Annotated in this window: 16 protein-coding genes; 9 read left to right on the top strand and 7 right to left on the bottom strand. The window is 72.0% G+C overall.

Going from position 1 to position 16330, the window contains the following annotated elements:
* Positions 1-13: 13 nt before the first annotated feature.
* Positions 14-1501, bottom strand: a complete 1488-nt coding sequence (locus IEY91_RS25740; RefSeq protein WP_189175868.1) for a M1 family metallopeptidase — start codon at positions 1499-1501, stop codon at positions 14-16.
* 206 nt (positions 1502-1707) lie between these two features.
* Here IEY91_RS25740 and IEY91_RS25735 point away from each other — a divergent pair, with 206 nt between their 5' ends.
* A complete protein-coding gene (locus IEY91_RS25735) occupies positions 1708-1869 on the top strand; it encodes an SCO1431 family membrane protein (protein WP_164326463.1) in 162 nt (53 codons plus the stop codon).
* Here the strand turns inward: IEY91_RS25735 and IEY91_RS25730 are convergent.
* Genes IEY91_RS25730 through IEY91_RS25720 form a run of 3 tightly spaced genes read right to left on the bottom strand, consistent with a single transcriptional unit; the run spans position 1847 to position 4425 of the window.
* Entirely contained in the window at positions 1847-2815 is a 969-nt protein-coding gene (locus IEY91_RS25730; RefSeq protein ID WP_189175867.1) for a hypothetical protein, read from the bottom strand. The two genes, IEY91_RS25735 and IEY91_RS25730, sit on opposite strands and share 23 nt — an antisense overlap.
* A gap of 42 nt (positions 2816-2857) precedes the next feature.
* Positions 2858-3820: a DUF6114 domain-containing protein gene (locus IEY91_RS25725; protein ID WP_189175866.1), complete on the bottom strand. Its 963-nt coding sequence runs from the start codon at positions 3818-3820 to the stop codon at positions 2858-2860.
* Entirely contained in the window at positions 3811-4425 is a 615-nt protein-coding gene (locus IEY91_RS25720; RefSeq protein WP_164326465.1) for a DUF6230 family protein, read from the bottom strand. Before IEY91_RS25720 ends, IEY91_RS25725 begins: the two co-directional genes overlap by 10 nt.
* 140 nt (positions 4426-4565) lie before the next feature.
* Here IEY91_RS25720 and IEY91_RS25715 point away from each other — a divergent pair, with 140 nt between their 5' ends.
* Positions 4566-5234 (top strand): TetR/AcrR family transcriptional regulator, encoded by a 669-nt coding sequence (locus tag IEY91_RS25715; protein ID WP_164326466.1) that lies wholly within the window; start codon positions 4566-4568, stop codon positions 5232-5234.
* 56 nt (positions 5235-5290) lie between these two features.
* Here IEY91_RS25715 and IEY91_RS25710 read toward each other — a convergent pair whose 3' ends face one another.
* Positions 5291-6553 (bottom strand): glycoside hydrolase family 18 protein, encoded by a 1263-nt coding sequence (locus IEY91_RS25710; protein ID WP_189175865.1) that lies wholly within the window; start codon positions 6551-6553, stop codon positions 5291-5293.
* Between the two features lie 383 nt (positions 6554-6936).
* Here IEY91_RS25710 and IEY91_RS25705 point away from each other — a divergent pair, with 383 nt between their 5' ends.
* Entirely contained in the window at positions 6937-8109 is a 1173-nt protein-coding gene (locus IEY91_RS25705; RefSeq protein ID WP_164326468.1) for an acyl-CoA dehydrogenase family protein, read from the top strand.
* On the opposite strand, the gene IEY91_RS25700 is transcribed toward IEY91_RS25705, so the two are convergent.
* Positions 8072-8641: a hypothetical protein gene (locus IEY91_RS25700; protein WP_189176031.1), complete on the bottom strand. Its 570-nt coding sequence runs from the start codon at positions 8639-8641 to the stop codon at positions 8072-8074. The two genes, IEY91_RS25705 and IEY91_RS25700, sit on opposite strands and share 38 nt — an antisense overlap.
* 322 nt (positions 8642-8963) lie before the next feature.
* Between IEY91_RS25700 and IEY91_RS25695 the strand changes: the two genes are divergently transcribed.
* Positions 8964-10091 carry an Rv3169 family protein gene (locus IEY91_RS25695; protein ID WP_189175864.1) on the top strand — a complete coding sequence of 376 codons (1128 nt, stop codon included), beginning with the start codon at positions 8964-8966 and terminating at the stop codon, positions 10089-10091.
* A gap of 32 nt (positions 10092-10123) precedes the next feature.
* Complete coding sequence (locus IEY91_RS25690) at positions 10124-11224, top strand: phosphotransferase family protein (RefSeq protein ID WP_164326470.1); 1101 nt, start codon at positions 10124-10126, stop codon at positions 11222-11224.
* Positions 11225-11267: 43 nt separating this feature from the next.
* On the opposite strand, the gene IEY91_RS25685 is transcribed toward IEY91_RS25690, so the two are convergent.
* Positions 11268-11708 (bottom strand): hypothetical protein, encoded by a 441-nt coding sequence (locus IEY91_RS25685; protein ID WP_164326471.1) that lies wholly within the window; start codon positions 11706-11708, stop codon positions 11268-11270.
* Between the two features lie 237 nt (positions 11709-11945).
* Between IEY91_RS25685 and IEY91_RS25680 the strand changes: the two genes are divergently transcribed.
* The 4 genes from IEY91_RS25680 to fxsA all read left to right on the top strand — a co-directional run bounded on the left by IEY91_RS25680 (position 11946) and on the right by fxsA (position 16201).
* A complete protein-coding gene (locus IEY91_RS25680; RefSeq protein ID WP_016642637.1) occupies positions 11946-12386 on the top strand; it encodes an Lrp/AsnC family transcriptional regulator in 441 nt (146 codons plus the stop codon).
* Between the two features lie 113 nt (positions 12387-12499).
* The gene (locus IEY91_RS25675; RefSeq protein WP_189175863.1) at positions 12500-14155 is read left to right on the top strand and encodes an amidohydrolase; all 1656 of its coding nucleotides are present in this window, start codon (positions 12500-12502) and stop codon (positions 14153-14155) included.
* A gap of 530 nt (positions 14156-14685) precedes the next feature.
* Complete coding sequence (locus IEY91_RS25670; protein WP_164326473.1) at positions 14686-15480, top strand: polyprenol monophosphomannose synthase; 795 nt, start codon at positions 14686-14688, stop codon at positions 15478-15480.
* Positions 15481-15604: 124 nt separating this feature from the next.
* Positions 15605-16201, top strand: coding sequence for an FxsA family membrane protein (fxsA, locus tag IEY91_RS25665; RefSeq protein WP_189175862.1), 597 nt, complete (start codon positions 15605-15607; stop codon positions 16199-16201).
* Positions 16202-16330 lie beyond the last annotated feature (129 nt).

Raw genomic sequence — 16330 nt, 5'->3', positions numbered from 1 at the left:
AGATCCGGATCTCTCAGGTAGCCGGATCCACCACCCAGTCCGGGTGCCCCGGCATCGGCGGGGTCTTCGGGCCGTACAGCCAGGGCTTGAGGAAGCCCGCCAGGTCCTCGCCGGAGACCTTCGACGCCAGGTCGATGTAGTCCTGGGTGCTCGCGGTCTTGCCGCGGTACTTGCTGACCCAGGCCCGCTCGATCTTCTGGAAGGTGGCGTCGCCGACCTTCTCGCGCAGCGCGTACAGGACGAGTGTCGAGCCGTCGTAGCGCATGCGCTTGAAGAGGTTCGGCTCGGTGGGCTCAGCGGGCGCGCCGAAGTCGCGGCGCCACTGGTCGTGCGCCTTGTACGCGGCCTTCATGGCGGCCTCGAAGCTGTCGCCGCCGTGCTCCTCGGAGTACAGGCGCTCGTAGAAGCGGGCGTGGCCCTCGCTGACCCACAGGTCGGACCAGCTCTCCAGGGCGACGCTGTCGCCGAACCACTGGTGGGTCAGCTCGTGCACCAGGTTCCGCTCGGCGTCGACCTGCGTGCCGAGCAGGTCGGCCTTGGGGACGAGCGACAGGGTCTGGGTCTCCAGGGCGACGCCCAGGTCGGTGTCGCCGACGAGGATGCCGTAGCGGTCGAAGGGGTACTTGCCGAGCTTCTTCTCCAGCCACGCCACATGGTCGGGGGTGAGCTTGCGGTACTTCGCGGTCGGCTCGACCAGCGCGTCCGGGACGATGTCGCGCAGCGGCAGGCCGCCGGGCCCCGTGCTGTCGACCATCGTGAACTTGCCGACGGCGAGCTGCACGAGCTGGGTGGAGAGCGGCTGCTCGGAGTCGTACGTCCAGCGCACCCGGTCCCCGGCCACCTCGGCCTTGCCGGTCAGCTTGCCGTTGGCGACGGCCGTCAGGTCCTTCGGCGTGGTGATGCGGAAGGTGATGGGCGCGCGCTGGCTCGGGTGGTCGTTGGCGGGGAAGATCAGGCGGGCGCCGTTGGGCTGCGGGTAGACGACCGTGCCGTCGGGCGTGGGGATCCAGCCGTAGTCCTCGATGGCGTCGTCGCGGTGCCTGGTCTGGGTGGGGTCGGCGGTGTACGTGACCTTGACGGTGAACGAACGGCCCTTGGCGATGGGCGACTTGGGCGTGACCGTCAGCTCGTCGCCCTCGCGCGCGGTGCCGGCCGCCTTGCCGTCGACGGTGACCGCGTGCAGGGTGTTGCCGCCGAAGTCGAGGTTGAAGCGGGACAGGGACTGGGTGGCGGTGGCCTTGATGGTGGCCGACGCGCCGAAGGGGGTCTTCGGGGCCTGCCAGTCGAAGTCCAGGTAGTAGCGGTCGACGGTGTATCCGCCGTTGCCGTCGAGGGGGAACATCGGGTCGCCGAGCCCGGGAGCCCCGGGCGTGGGCTTCTCCGCTGCCGCGGGAGTGGCGTACGAGACCGGTCCGGTGAGGGCGGCCGCCGCCGTCACGGCCGCCGCGAGGGCGAGCCCTGCTCTGCGGTTCCTGCGGCGGGGCGTCCTGATCGTGCTCATCGGAAACCTTTCGGTCGGATGCTGCGCGGACGTACGCCGTCTTAGACGCACGGCGATCCGCCGCAGTTGTGGTCATGGGTGACCAACGTCTCGCCCACGATTCCGGGTACGGCTGGCATGGTGGGAGGAGCCAGTGGGGGGAATGTCCACTGTCGGCGCGGCCGGGGGAGGCCGAGCGCCGCCGAAGAACGTCAGCGAGAAGCCATATGACCGCGACCTCAGCGACCGCCGCGACCTCTGCCGCCGCCGCCCGCCCCAAGGCCCGCACCGGCGGCCCCAAGGACGGACCGAACGTCCTGGAGCACCTCGCAGGCTGGACCCTCGTCGTCGTTCTCGCGATGCTGGTCAGCCAGACCGGCCTTCTGTGACCTGAGTCTCACCGCCGGGACCAGGTGAGCCCTGGCCCGGTGAGCCGGGTCCGGACACAGCCGAGCCGGACCCCTCCGTCAGGTCGAGATCCGCCCGCCAATGCCGGTGCGGCACCCCCACCAGGCCGTACAGCCGCCGCACCGGCGACCGCCCCGGCAGCAGTACGACACCCGCGAGCACCGCGAACAGCGGCAGCCCCAGCCACCCGCCGAGCAGCCGCACCAGCGCGCTCGCGGTGACCGCGCCGAGGAACGGCAGGCCGTACACCCCGGCACCCGCGATGGCGATCGCGAGCACGCGGTGGACCTTGCGGTCCTCGTCCGCGCCGGGCAGCGACCAGCCCTCCATGAGCCAGCCGATCTCCGTCATCAGCATCGTCCCGATGACGGCGGCGCCGAAGACGAGCAGCGCGAGGAACGTGCCGGACGTCAGGAAGTCCAGGGCGTTGTTGACGACGCTGTCCTGCGGCCAGTCCGCCCAGTCGCGCGCGCCCGGGGACAGGAACCGTTCGTAGCCGCTGCCGTCCCACCCGTGCACGAGCGTGCCGAACAGCAGGAAGTAGCCGCCCACGCACTGCAGGTACGCCCAGTACCCGGCGCCCACCAGCACCAGCGTCTGGGCCGCGAGGAACCCGAGGACCGCGGCGACGGGGATCCCGCCCGCGTAGAACAGGACGAAGCCCGCCCACACGTCGTCGTGGCCGCCGGCCACGTGCATGGTCGCCCACGACGGGTTCTGCCAGAGGACGAACAGGCCGGTCGGCACCATCAGGACGGCCGCGAACAGGACCGTCAGCGCCAGATAGGGGTTGGCGGCGCGGCTGCGGGTGCGCGGGCCCTCGCCCGCGTTGATCCGCTCCCACACCTGGAGCTGGCGGCCCGCGGCGAGCGCGAACGTCGCGCCCGCCGCGTACGCCCAGAACAGCGCGGCCTGAATCTGGATCACGGCGGCGCTCCCTTCCGGATCACGGGGGCCAGGCTGCCCGGGTCACGCCCGCGCCCCCAGCTTCAGCCCGCCCGCGACGATCGAGTCGGAGGTGACGAGCGCCTGCTCGGCGCTGACCTCCGTCATGAAGACGAACGGCGGGACGAGCGGCGGCACCGGCAGCTTGTCCGGCGTGAAGGTCAGACAGAGGATGCCCTCGATGCAGCCCTTGAACTTGGTCAGATAGAGCGTGACCTGGCCGCTGAGGTCCAAGGTGTCGGCGCCCAGGGTGAGTTCACGGCTGCCGTCGCGGGTCGTGAGGCGGTAGTCGGTGAGCGAGGCCGCCTTCATGCGCAGCACCATCACCTTCAGCGGGCCATCGGCGGTGGGGACGTCGGTGACGCCCGCGACGATGAAGCCCTGCGGCGCGAACAGCGTCGTCGTGATCGTCGGCGGCGTCCGGGCCGCCACGACCGCGTCGTCCCCGGGCGCCGCCCGCGCCGGGACGGCGCCCCACAGCACCGCCCCGGCGAGCACCACCGGCAGGAGTACGGCAAGCGTCCGCGTGCCCTGCCCGTCGCGCACCCTCGGCCGCCCGGCCGCCTCCTGGTCGTCGTCCGGGACGGGCGTCCAGCCGAAGCCCATCGCGCTGCCCACGATCCCGAGCAGCATGCCGATCAGGAACCCGCCGAGATTCGTCGCCGCGAACGAGAGCACCGACAGGATCAGGGCGTTGACGGACACATAGTGGTGTGTGTGCGGCAGCAGCCACAGGAACAACCCGGCGGCCATCAGTGCGATCCCGATGCCGATCGCGGCGATCCCGCCGATCCCGAGACTCACCAGGACCGTCAGCGGCGACAGCGGCACGAGCAGCAGCTCGGCCCCGCCCAGGATCAGCAGCAGACCGCCCCAGAAGGGCCGGGTGCGCCGCCACTTGCGCAGGACGCGCCGCAGGTCCCGCAGCGGAAGGCGTTCGTCGAGCCAGCCCCCGGCGCGCGGGGTGGCAGGGCCGCTCAGAAGCACTTCTTGCCGCCGAGGCTGACGTCGACCTTCATGCCTTTGAGGCGGAAGTTCCCGCCGGTGGCCGACCAGGCGTGGGAGCGGACCTTGGCCACCTCGATGTCCCCGGCCTGGAGCCCGAACTTGCCCTTGTCGCCCTTGACCCCGGGCACCTCGTCCAGCGTCGAGGCGTCCCGGCCGATCTGCGCGGTCCCGAAGCGGGCGTCGCCCACCAGGTCCTCGCCGTCGATGATGAGGCTGCTCGCGGTGACGTTGCCCGCGGAGCCGCCCGCCGTCAGCTTGAACACCACCGTGCCGATCGGGGTCTTGACCTCGGCCGCCTGACAGATGTCGGACAGCGTCGCGTCGCCGATGCCGAGCAGCGCCACGGGGTGGCCCTTGCCGTCGACGTCCCGGTCGATCTGCACATAGCTCGCGAGGCCCTGGCTGGTCAGCTTCCCCGACGAGACCTGGAAACTGGTGCCGGACACCGCGAAGGACGCGGCGAGCGCGCCCTCCGCCATCACGGACGCCATCGCGCCGACCGCGAGGACCGCGGGCAGCGCGACGACAGCCGTCTTCTTCCAGTTGGTTCTGCCCTCGGGCAATGCTCTCTTCGCCGTGCTCACTGTCTTCCTCCCGTACGTCGTTCCGGTGCGTAAGGGGAGTGCGTGGCGATGCGCCTTCGGGTCTCGCGCCGGTCCGGGCAGGCGACGTGGGTCTGCCATACTGCGGCTGATTCCGAGGCAGTTGGAGACTAGGGCCGAAATTGAATAATAGTCAACAGCGCGGTACCGATCGTTCCCGCGACGGCGAACGCCCGCAGGCACGCGGCACCGACCGCTCCGTGGCGCGCCGCGCCGAACTCATCGTCATCGGCCGGAAGCTGTTCGCCGACACGTCCTACGACGCGCTGTCGATGGACGACATCGCAAGACAGGCGCGCGTCGCCAAGGGGCTGATCTACTACTACTTCAAGTCCAAACGCGGCTACTACCTCGCGATCATCGAGGACTCCGTCGCCGACCTGGTCGAACGCGCGGGCAGCGGCACCGAACTCCCGCCCACGGAGCGGGTGCACCGCACCATCGACGGCTATCTGCGCTACGCCGAGCACCACCAGGCGGCCTACCGCACCATCGTCAGCGGCGGCGTCGGCTTCGACGCGGAGGTCCACGCCATACGCGACGGTGTGCGCGAGGCCATGATCGGCACGATCGCCGACGGGGCGTACGGACGGCGCGACGTCCCGGCCCTGGTGCGCACGGCGCTGCTCGGCTGGCTGTGCAGCGTGGAGGGCGTCACGCTGGACTGGATCGGGGCGGCGCGGGAGCTGGAGCGCGACACCGTGCGCGACTACCTGGTGCGCATGCTGCGCGAGACGCTGGGCGTCATCGAGGAGTTCGAGCCCGCCTTCCCCGCCCCGCCGGCCGCATGACGAAGGGGCGGGAGCCCGTCGGCTCCCGCCCCCCCATAACTGTCGTACGGCGACTGCTACTTGATGGCCTTGATCAGCTCACCGTTGCCGGTGTCGCCGCTGAGCTCCCAGAAGAAGGTGCCTCCCAGGCCCTGCTGGTTCTTGTAGTTCATCTTTCCGGCGATGGTCGCCGGGGTGTCGTAGCTCCACCAGTTGTTGCCGCAGTGGGCGTACGCGGTCCCGCCGACGGTGCCGTTGGCCGGGCACTTGGTCTTGAGGACCTTGTAGTCGTCGATGCCCTGCTCGTACTTGCCCTGCGCGGGGCCGGTCGCGGTGCCGCCCGGCTCCTTCTGCGTGACGCCGGTCCAGCCGCGGCCGTAGAAGCCGATGCCGAGCAGGAGCTTGTCGGAGGGGATGCCGAGGCCCTTGAGCTTGGCGATCGTCGCCTGCGAGTGGTACTCGGCCTTCGGGATGCCGGAGTAGGGGCTGAGCGGCGAGTGCGGCGCCGTCGGTCCCTTGGCGTCCCAGGCGCCGAAGAAGTCGTACGTCATCGGGTTGTACCAGTCGACGTACTGGGCGGCGCCCGCGTAGTCCGCGGCGTCGATCTTGCCGCCGGACGAGGCGTCGGCCGGGATGGCGGCCGTCACCAGGTTCTTGGAGCCGAACTTCGCCCGCACCGCGGACATCAGGTTCTTGTACGCGGCCCGCCCGCTGGTGTCACAGGTCAGACCGCAGGCGTTGGGGTACTCCCAGTCGATGTCGATGCCGTCGAAGACGTCGGCCCACTTGGAGTTCTCGACCAGGTCGTAGCAGGACTGGGCGAACGCCGCCGGGTTCTGCGCGGCCTGCGTGAAGCCGCCCGACCAGGTCCAGCCGCCGAAGGACCAGAGCACCTTGATGTTCGGGTGCTTCTTCTTCAGCTCGCGCAGCTGGTTGAAGTTGCCGCGCAGGGGCTGGTCCCAGGTGTCGGCGACGCCGTCGACGCTCTGGTCGGCGGTGTACGTCTTCTCGGTGGCGGCGAAGTTGTCGCCCATCGTGCACTTGCCGCCCTGGACGTTGCCGAAGGCGTAGTTGATGTGGGTGAGCTTGCTGCCCGAGCCCGAGGTGTCGATGTTCTTGACGTGGTAATTCCGGTCGTAGACGCCCCATTCGGTGAAGTAGCCGACCACACGGGAGCCGGCCTTGGCGTCGGCGTCGGAGGCGGCCGCCCGGGGAACGCCGGAGTTCGGGTCCGCCGTGGCGGTGCCCGCGCCGGCGAGCAGACCCGCGCCGAGTACGGCACAACAGGCGGTGGCCAGAAGCGCCTTGAGGCGGGCGCGGGGACGGAACGGTCTTGGCATCGCTGTTCTCCTCGTGGGGGAGGGGAGCAAGTGGGGGTGGTGCGGACCTGCACGTAGTCGCGCGTTGAATTGGCATGAACGCGAAGACGTCTTGTGCCGCTGGACTCTAGGAGGACTAGACCATTGCGTCAATGGTTCGGACCAATTCCCGCGGGCTGCCGCGCCCGTACCGCCCGACCGGACACGGGTCGATGAAGATCAGCCGATCGGTCCGTGAACCCGTGACGGCGTGCCGCCGATCGGGCATACTCAACGCGCCACAGTCGCTGGTCAGCCGCCTCCGCGACCCGGAGGGGGAGCATCGGCTTGGCAGTGTCCCCGGCGGCGGCGCCACACCCCGTGCGCGAGCCCGCTGAAGCGCCCTACAGGGAGAGGAGAGCGCCATGTCCGAGGGAGCCGCACAGCCGGTGGAGCGTCACCTGCCCACCGAAGAGGCCCGGGATCTGTTCGCGCTCGTGCGTGAGCTGATCCAGCGCGAGATCGCGCCGCACGCGGCCGCGGAGGAGGAAGCCGGCCACTTCCCGCGCGAACTGTTCACCCTGCTCTCCGAGTCGGGCCTGCTCGGCCTCGCCTACGACTCCGAGTTCGGCGGCGGCGACCAGCCGTACGAGGTGTATCTCCAGGTCCTCGAGGAACTCGCCGCCGCGCGCCTGACCGTCGGCCTCGGCGTCAGCGTGCACTCCCTCGCCTGCCACGGCCTGGCCGGCTACGGCACCAAGGAGCAGCAGACCGAGCACCTGCCCGACATGCTCGGCGGCGGACTGCTCGGCGCCTACTGCCTGTCCGAGCCGTCCTCAGGATCCGACGCCGCATCGCTGCGCACCAAGGCGGTGCGCGACGGCGACGACTGGATCATCACCGGTACGAAGGCGTGGATCACGCACGGCGGCATCGCCGACTTCTACACCGTCCTGGCCCGCACCGGCGGCGAGGGGGCGCGCGGCGTCACGGCCTTCCTGGTGCCGGGCGACGCCGAGGGGCTCGCGGCCGCGGCGCCGGAGAAGAAGATGGGCATGAAGGGCTCGCCGACGGCGCAGCTCCACTTCGACGGCGTACGGGTGCCGGACGCGCGCCGCATCGGGGACGAGGGGCAGGGCTTCGCGATCGCGCTCTCGGCGCTCGACTCGGGGCGGCTCGGCATCGCGGCGTGCGCGATCGGCGTGGCTCAGGCGGCGCTCGCCGAGGCGCTTCGGTACGCGACCGAGCGGCGGCAGTTCGGACGCCCGATCGCGGACTTCCAGGGGCTGCGCTTCATGCTCGCGGACATGGCGACGCAGATCGAGGCGGGCCGGGCGCTGTATCTCGCGGCGGCCCGGCTGCGGGACGCGGGCAGGCCGTTCTCCAAGGAGGCGGCGATGGCCAAGTTGCTGTGCACGGACACCGCGATGAAGGTCACGACGGACGCCGTGCAGGTGCTCGGCGGCTACGGCTACACCGCCGACTTCCCGGTCGAGCGCTACATGCGCGAGGCCAAGGTGCTGCAGATCGTCGAGGGCACGAATCAGATCCAGCGCATGGTCATCGCCCGCCATCTCGCGGGGCCCGACTCGCGCTGAGCCGCTGGTCGGCGGAAAGCCCCGGGGCCGTCCCGAAGTCGGTGGGCAGGCCCGGCGACGTGCTGAACGAATGGCTCCGGTCCGTGCCGAACTGACGGTCCCGGTCCGTACCGAACTGGCGGTCCCGGTCGGCGCCGAAGCGGGGGTCCGTGCCGGTGCTGAACGAGTTGTCCCCACCCGTCCCGAACGTGCCGTCGCCGCCCGTCCCGTAGTGCCCGCCGAACTGGCCGCTGCGCACGGGCGGCGCCGCGAGCCTGACCCACTCCGGGTCGTGGCGTCCCGGCAGGGTCCGGCCGCGCTCGGCCCAGTGGCGCAGCAGGGCGCGGTAGATGGGCGGGTCCTGCTGCGGGACGGGCTGGGGCGGGGGCGGGACCGACTGGGTCTGCTGCGGGTACGGGGGCTGTGGTGAATACTGCGGCGGCTGTGTGTAGTGGGTGTACTGAGGCCGGTGAGGAACCGATTCTGCTGTGGCAGGAGCGGGGGCGAGCGGGCGCCTGCGGTGGCCGGCCGGAGCGTGTGTGGGGGTGGTCATGCCGGGCCAACGCGCGGCGCGAGGGCCAGGTCACCATCGGGTCGAATCGTGCGTGCGTTCATGCCCCGTCCGGCCGCGGCGCACACGGCGCACGGCGCCCGCGCCGCCGGTGGCACTCGGGGTGAGGCGTGCGTGGCGCCGCCGGCAATCGGGGTGAGGCGGCGTGGCCCCTGGCCCGGCGCAGGCAGGCCTGACACAGCCGTCGCCCCCGGCCTGACACGTGTATGGCCCCCGCAAGACATCTGACGTACCGTCATCTCCGCGCCGGGGCCCCGCCGCACACCGGGCGGCGCCGGTTACCCCGCGCCCAGGGAGGTGTGCCGTGCCGGAGGACCGTCCCGTACCGCTCGACGAGTACCCCGTCCACCAGGTGCCGCTGTCGATGAAACACGTCGCCACCGGCGACCGCAACGCCTACGACCGCTGCATCTTCCACCTGCTCGACCATCGGGGCCGTGCCCTGCTCATCCTCGGGCTCGGCGTCTACCCCAACACCGGGGTCATCGACGCCTACGCCACCCTCCGCACCGGCGATACGCTGCGCGCCGTACGCGCCTCGGACGCCCTGGGCGATGACCGGATGAACCTGTCCGTGGGCCCGCTGCGCATCACCGTGGAGGAGCCGCTGCGCAGGCTGCGCCTGACGTGCGCGGCCGATCCGGACGACACCGACTCGCTCGCGTACGACATCGAGTGGAACGCCGACTTCCCGGCCCTGTGGGAGCCGCACCACACCCAGCGCCGCGGCGGCCGCCTCACCCTCGAAGGCCGCCGTTTCGTGCAGGCGGGCGGCTGCGCGGGGGTGATCCGCGCGGGGGGCGAGGAGATCGCAGTGACGGCGGGGGAGTGGACGGCGACCCGTGACCGGAGCTGGGGCGTGCGGCCCATTCCGGGCGAGGAAGGGGGCCGGATGGGCGAGGAGTTCCCGACCGAGGGCTTCCACTGGATCTGGTGCCCGGTGCGCTTCGACGACCGCTTCCTGATGGTCATCGCCCAGGAGGACGCGGACGGCTACCGCACCTTGAACGACGCGACGCTCGTCCGCCCCGGCCGCCCGGACCGCCAACTCGGCTGGCCCCAGGCCGACATCACCTACCGCTCCGGCACCCGCCACCCCGCACGCGCCGTCGTCCACCTCACCGACCCCGAGACCCGCAAGCCGCTGGAGCTCGGCGTCGAGCCGCTCACCTCCCTGCCGCTCGCCGTCGGCGCCGGCTATCCGCCCGCCGACGACTGGCAGCACGGCACCTGGCGCGGCCGCGACTGGGTGGACCGGCGCACCTACGACCTCTCCGACCCGGCCGCCCACCCGCTCGCCGCGTACGGCGTCATCGACCACGCGGCCCGCTTCACCCTGGACGGCCGCGTAGGCCACGGCATCTTCGAGCACGGCACGTTCGGCCGCCACGACCCGAGCGGCTTCACCGGATTCGGTTCCGTGGCGCCCTGAACGGCCGCGCGCCCCGAGGCAGGAGTACGCACATGGCAACGGCACCCCGGCAGCCCCGACTTCGGACCACGACCCGCGAACCGGAGGAACTCGCCCGTCGTCTCACGGCCTGGCTCGGCGGACACCTGCCCGGCGCGAAGGCCGTCGACGTCTCCGTCCCGGAGTCCAACGGCATGTCCAGCGAGACGCTCCTCTTCGACATCGAACACCCCCAACCACCGCTGCGTGCCTGCGCGTTGAGGCTCGCGGCGGACCCGGCCGCGTACACGATCTTCCCCGTGTACGACATGCCGCGCCAGCACCGCACCATGCGCCTGGTGGCCGAGCACACCGACGTGCCGGTGCCGCGCGTGCTGTGGCTGGAGGAGGATCCGGGACCGCTCGGCGCGCCGTTCTTCGTCATGGAGCGGGTCGCGGGGCGGGTGCCGCCGGACGTCATGCCCTATACGTACGAGGGCAATTGGCTGTACGAGGCGAGCGACGCGGAGCGCGCGCACCTGGAGGACGCGACGGTCCGGGTCCTCGCGCGGCTGCACGACCAAGTCCCGGCCGCCGAGGCCGGATTCCTCGCGCTGGAGGGCGAGGGCGGCGCCCTGCGGCGGCACGTCGCGTCCCAACGCGCCTACTACGCCTGGGTGGTCGACGGACTGCCGCGTTCCCCGCTCATTGAAAGCGCTTTCGCGAAACTGGAGGACCTGTGGCCGCGCGACGAGGGCGCGGCGGTCCTCAACTGGGGCGACGCGCGTATCGGCAACGTCATCTACGACGGCTTCGAACCCGCCGCCGTGCTCGACTGGGAGATGGCGTGCCTGGCCCCGCGCGAGGTCGACATCGGCTGGACCGTGTACCTGCACCGGTTCTTCCAGGACCTCACGGTGAGCTTCGGGCAGAGCGGGCTGCCCGACTTCCTGCGCCGCGAGCGCATCGAGGAGCGGTACGCCGAACTCACCGGGCACCGGCCGCGCGACATGGAGTTCTACACGCTGTACGCCGCGCTGCGGCACGCCGTCGTCATGCTGCGGGTGGCCTACCGGCAGGTGCACTTCGGGGAGGCGACGGTGCCGGACGACCCGGACGCGCTGATCCTGCACCACGCCAGCCTCGCGGCGATGGTGCAGGGCAGCTACTGGTGACCGGTGCCGGGCGTCCGGCGGCGCGTCTGCCTCGGGTGATGCCTCAGGCGGCCGCGCGGTGCGACTGCTGGGGCACCCGCATCGGGCGGGACCCCGGGCCGCCCACGTGCGAGAACGGCTGGGTGCGCCAGTCGAGCCCTTGAGGGAGCGTCAGGAGCAGCGCGGTGTCCTGCTCCTGGGCCTCCAGGGTCTCGTCGGCGGCCTTCGCCTCGGACGCCGCGCGGCCGGTGCCCGCGCAGACGGTGAGCCCGAACGGGTTCCACGGCGTGGGGCACAGCGCGTGCTCGGGCAGGCTGTCCTCGTCCGCCAGGAGCGCGATGGGCTGCCCGCAGTCCGGGCAGAGCACGCGGTACATCTCGAAGGTGTCGTAGGCGTCGAGCTCGTCGGCGGCGTCGGTCTGTTCGACGCCCTCCGGTACGGGCTCGAGCTCGACGGGCTGCTGCTTGCGGCGCGTGGAACGACCGGGGCGCTTCAGGTTCTGCATGGGAATCTCCCCCTTGGGTGGGCCGACAAGGCACTGCGGCCTCGACCACAGCAAGCACTTCCCGTCCCGCCCTGGGGGTAATCGCTCCTGCCCGGTGGACACGGTTATAGGTCTGTGGTGTTCGTCACATGCCCCGTGAAGGTGCCACTCCGCTCGGGGCGGCCGAGGCGCCGTTCTGCCTCATCCCATGCGTCGCTCAGGTATCGATGAGGATCAAGAGGCCTGTAGGTTCGGGCCATGGAGGAGCTGGACCGACAGATCGTGGAGCTGCTCGTCAAGGACGGGCGGATGAGCTACACCGACCTGGGCAAGGCCACGGGCCTGTCCACGTCGGCGGTGCACCAGCGCGTGCGCCGTCTCGAGCAGCGAGGAGTGATCCGGGGGTACGCGGCGGTCGTGGACCCCGAGGCGGTCGGCCTGCCGCTCACGGCGTTCATCGCGGTGAAGCCGTTCGACCCCAGCGCCCCCGACGACATCGCCGAGCGGCTTGCCCCCGTGCCCGAGATCGAGGCCTGCCACAGCGTCGCCGGCGCGGAGAACTACCTGCTCAAGGTGCGCGTAGCGACCCCGCACGAGCTGGAGAACCTGCTGGCCAGGCTGCGTACGCTCGCGGGCGTCTCCACGCACACGACGGTGGTCCTCTCGACGCCGTACGAGGCGCGGCCGCCGCACATCTGAGGCCGCTCCGCGGGGGCGGACCGCACCCGATCCGACCGTGCTCCGCGAGGGTGAGCCGCACCCCGTGGACCCCGCGAACAGCCGTCCCCCGGGCAGGCGCGAGACTGTTCCCCATGAGCGAGCGCATCACCCCCGAAAGCGGACACCGCACCGTCCTGCTGCGCGGCGGAGAAGTCCACAGTCCCGCCGACCCCTTCGCGACCGCGATGGTCGTCGAACGGGGGCATGTCGCCTGGGTCGGCTCCGAGGGTGCCGCCGACGCGTTCGCCGAGGGTGTCGACGAGGTGGTCGACCTCGAAGGGGCCCTGGTCACCCCGGCGTTCACCGACGCCCATGTGCACACGACGTCCACCGGGCTCGCGCTCACGGGGCTCGATCTTTCGGGCGCGCGGAGCCTCGACGAAGCGCTTGTTCTCGTACGCGAACACGTCGCTGCCCGACCGGGGGACCGGGTGCTGCTCGGCCACGGCTGGGACACCGCCCGCTGGCCCGGCGGCCGTCCGCCCACGCGCGCGGAGCTCGACGAGGCCGCCGGCGGCCGCCCGCTCTACCTGTCGCGCGTCGACGTGCACTCCGCCGTCGCCACCACCGCGCTCCTCGACCTCGTCCCCGGGGTGGCCGACGCGGCGGGCTTCCACGCCGACGCGCCCCTGACCGCCGAGGCCCACCACGTCGTGCGCGCCGCCGCGCACGCGGCGGTCACGCCCCAGCAGCGGGCCGACGCCCAGCGCGCCGCGCTCCGGCACGCCGCGTCCCTCGGCATCGGCTCGGTCCATGAGTGCGCGGGCCCCACCATCTCCAGCGAGGACGACTTCACCTCGCTGCTCCGCCTGGCCGAGGAGGAGGCCGGGCCGCGTGTCGTCGGTTACTGGGCCGAGCAGGGCGTCGAAGGGGTGGCCCGCGCGCGGGAGTTGGGCGCGGCGGGCGCGGCCGGTGACCTGTTCGTGGACGGGGCGCTCGGCTCGCACACGGCGTGGCTGTGCGAGCGCTACGCAGACAGGGGTGCTGAGGGTGCCGGGGACGGGGTTCATGGCAACTCCTACCTGTCCGCCGCCGACGTCGCCGCGCACATCGAGGCCTGCGCGGACGCGGGCCTCCAGGCCGGTTTCCACGCCATCGGCGACGCCGCCGTCACGGCCGTCGTGGACGGCGTGCGCGCCGCCGCCGAGAAGGTCGGCCTGGCCCGTGTGCGCGCCGCCCGGCACCGCGTCGAGCACGCCGAGATGCTCACCCCCGAGACGATCGCCGCGTTCGCCGAGCTCGGCCTCACCGCGTCCGTGCAGCCCGCCTTCGACGCGCTGTGGGGCGGCGAGGACGGCATGTACGTCCAGCGCCTGGGCGCCGAGCGGGCCCGCACCCTCAATCCGTACGCGGCCCTGCTGCGCGCCGGCGTACCGCTGGCCTTCGGCTCCGACAGCCCGGTGACGCCCCTCGACCCCTGGGGCACCGTCCGCGCTGCCGCCTTCCACCGCACGCCCGCGCACCGCGTGTCCGTGCGCGCGGCGTTCACCGCCCACACGCGCGGCGGCTGGCGGGCCGTCGGACGCGACGACGCGGGCGTCCTGGTGCCCGGCGCACCGGCCGACTACGCCGTGTGGCGCACCGGCGAGCTCCTCGTCCAGGCACCCGACGACCGGGTCGCCCGCTGGTCCACCGACCCGCGCTCCGGCACCCCCGGCCTGCCCGACCTCACGCCCGGCGCGGAACTGCCCGTCTGCCTGCGGACCGTGGTCGGCGGACAGCCCGTATTCGTACGGCCTAACGAGTGATGTAGCGCAGCGGCGCGGCTCCGAACGGGGCCACACGGCGCGTCGCGCGACCTGCGAGTCCTGGCCACTGACCTGCTGATCTGCACAAAGATCGCAGGTCAAACGGCTATTGACAGACGGCCTCCGTCGACGGGTAGTTTCGGCCGCGTCCACCACAGGACGTCCGACCGGCGAACCCGCGCACAGCCGTCGACCGCCGCTGGATCACGGGCGGTGCGCCATCCCGGCACACCGCCACTGGGAGCCAGGTCCAGCGCCCACGACGCACGCACGCGGGAACGCATCCGCCGGAAGGGGGTCGTCCCTCCTGCTCCCCGGAGCACGGGGGAGGTGCGACCCGGGTGGGGCCCGGACGCTCAGTAGACAACGGCTCTCGGTCGATCCGCAGCCAGCGGGTCCCAGGCCGGCCCGAAGGGCGCCGGGCCCGATCCGCAGGATCGCCGCTGTGCGACGGCCGAGGTCCGTGGCGTCGCAACACCCCAGGCCCGGCCCACTATGGTGGTCCCCTGCGTACGAACGAAGGGGCAGTAGTGAGCAACGGCGGCGGGATCAGCGAAGCAGCGGACGCGGAGCGGCAGTTCGGCCCGCTCGGCCAGGCCTTGGTGATCATCCCGACCTACAACGAGGCGGAGAACATCCAGGCGATCGTCGGCCGGGTGCGTACCGCCGTGCCCGAGGCGCACGTCCTCGTCGCCGACGACAACAGCCCCGACGGCACCGGAAAGATCGCCGACGAGGTCGCGGCCGAGGACGACCAGGTCCACGTGCTGCACCGCAAGGGCAAGGAAGGCCTCGGCGCCGCCTACCTCGCGGGCTTCACCTGGGGCCTGGAGCACGGCTACGGAGTCCTCGTGGAGATGGACGCCGACGGCTCCCACCAGCCCGAGGAGCTGCCGCGCCTGCTCACCGCCCTCAAGGGCGCCGACCTCGTGCTCGGCTCGCGCTGGGTGCCGGGCGGACGGGTCGTCAACTGGCCCAAGTCCCGCGAGTTCCTCTCCCGCGGCGGCAGCACCTACTCCCGGCTGCTCCTCGACGTGCCGGTCCGCGACGTCACCGGTGGCTACCGCGCCTTCCGCCGCGAGACCCTCGAAGGCCTCGGCCTCAGCGACGTGGCCTCCCAGGGCTACTGCTTCCAGGTCGACCTGGCGCGCCGTGCCATCAAGGCGGGCTACCACGTCGTGGAGGTGCCCATCACCTTCGTCGAGCGGGAGCTGGGCGACAGCAAGATGAGCCGCGACATCGTCGCGGAGGCGCTGTGGCGGGTCACGGCGTGGGGCGTGGGGGAGCGGGTCGGCAGGGTCCTGGGCCGCAGACCGTCGTCGTGACGCTCGTGCCCCTCTGACCTCCGGTCCCTCTGACCTCTGGTCTCTCTGACCTCTGGTCTCTCTGACCTTCGGTTTTGATCACCCGCTTATGCCGGTCTGAGGCGGGCCCAGGCACACTGGGAGCATGACGACTGGCACACCGCCTCCCACCCAGCCCGCCCGGCCCCGGCGTTCGCGCGTCCTCAGGTTCCTGCCGCTCTCCATCGCCGCGTGGCTGGTCCTGGAGATCTGGCTGCTGACGGTCGTCGCGGGTGCCAGCAGCGGCCTGATGGTGTTCCTGCTGCTCGTGGGCGGGCTTGTGCTCGGCTCCTTCGTCATCAAGCGGGCCGGGCGCCGTGCCTTCAAGAACCTGAGCGAGGCGCTGCAACAGCAGCAGAGCGGTGTCGCGCCCGCGCCGGAGGCCGGGGGCGGCAGTGCCCTCACGATGCTCGGCGGGCTGCTGCTGATCCTGCCCGGGCTGATCTCGGACCTGCTGGGTCTGCTTCTGCTGGTGCCGCCGCTTCAGAAGGTGCTCAGCCGTGGTGCGGAGCGGGCCTTCGAGCGGAAGGTGCGCGAGGCCGCGGCGGCTGCGCCCGGCGGGTTCGGGGACGCCTTCCAGCAGTCCCGCATCCACCGTCCCGACGGGAAGGTGGTCCAGGGCGAGGTGATCCGCGAGGACGGGCCTTCCGCGGGCCCGCGGGGGCCGGGCGGTGGCCCGGACGACCCTCAGCTTCCCCGCTGAGGTCGGGGCCCTCGCGGGGCGCCCCAGTCCCGCCCCTTTCCCGTAACCAGGGGGCTGCCGCCCCCTGGACCCCCGCTGTCGGCCTGGACGGCCTCGTCCTCAAACGCCGGACGGGCTAAAAGGGCGGGT

The organism is Streptomyces lasiicapitis, from assembly GCF_014646335.1.
Lineage (GTDB): Bacteria > Actinomycetota > Actinomycetes > Streptomycetales > Streptomycetaceae > Streptomyces > Streptomyces lasiicapitis.
The sequence above is the reverse complement of the archived record's forward strand: the minus strand, read 5'-3'. Positions and strand labels throughout refer to the sequence as shown.

Coding starts and splice junctions, on each gene's coding strand:
- IEY91_RS25740 (WP_189175868.1), bottom strand. CDS start 1,501: ATGAGCACGATCAGGACGCCCCGCCGCAGGAACCGCAGAGCAGGGCTC.
- IEY91_RS25735 (WP_164326463.1), top strand. CDS start 1,708: ATGACCGCGACCTCAGCGACCGCCGCGACCTCTGCCGCCGCCGCCCGC.
- IEY91_RS25710 (WP_189175865.1), bottom strand. CDS start 6,553: ATGCCAAGACCGTTCCGTCCCCGCGCCCGCCTCAAGGCGCTTCTGGCC.
- IEY91_RS25705 (WP_164326468.1), top strand. CDS start 6,937: ATGTCCGAGGGAGCCGCACAGCCGGTGGAGCGTCACCTGCCCACCGAA.
- IEY91_RS25700 (WP_189176031.1), bottom strand. CDS start 8,641: ATGACCACCCCCACACACGCTCCGGCCGGCCACCGCAGGCGCCCGCTC.
- IEY91_RS25690 (WP_164326470.1), top strand. CDS start 10,124: ATGGCAACGGCACCCCGGCAGCCCCGACTTCGGACCACGACCCGCGAA.
- IEY91_RS25685 (WP_164326471.1), bottom strand. CDS start 11,708: ATGCAGAACCTGAAGCGCCCCGGTCGTTCCACGCGCCGCAAGCAGCAG.
- IEY91_RS25680 (WP_016642637.1), top strand. CDS start 11,946: ATGGAGGAGCTGGACCGACAGATCGTGGAGCTGCTCGTCAAGGACGGG.
- IEY91_RS25675 (WP_189175863.1), top strand. CDS start 12,500: ATGAGCGAGCGCATCACCCCCGAAAGCGGACACCGCACCGTCCTGCTG.
- fxsA (WP_189175862.1), top strand. CDS start 15,605: ATGACGACTGGCACACCGCCTCCCACCCAGCCCGCCCGGCCCCGGCGT.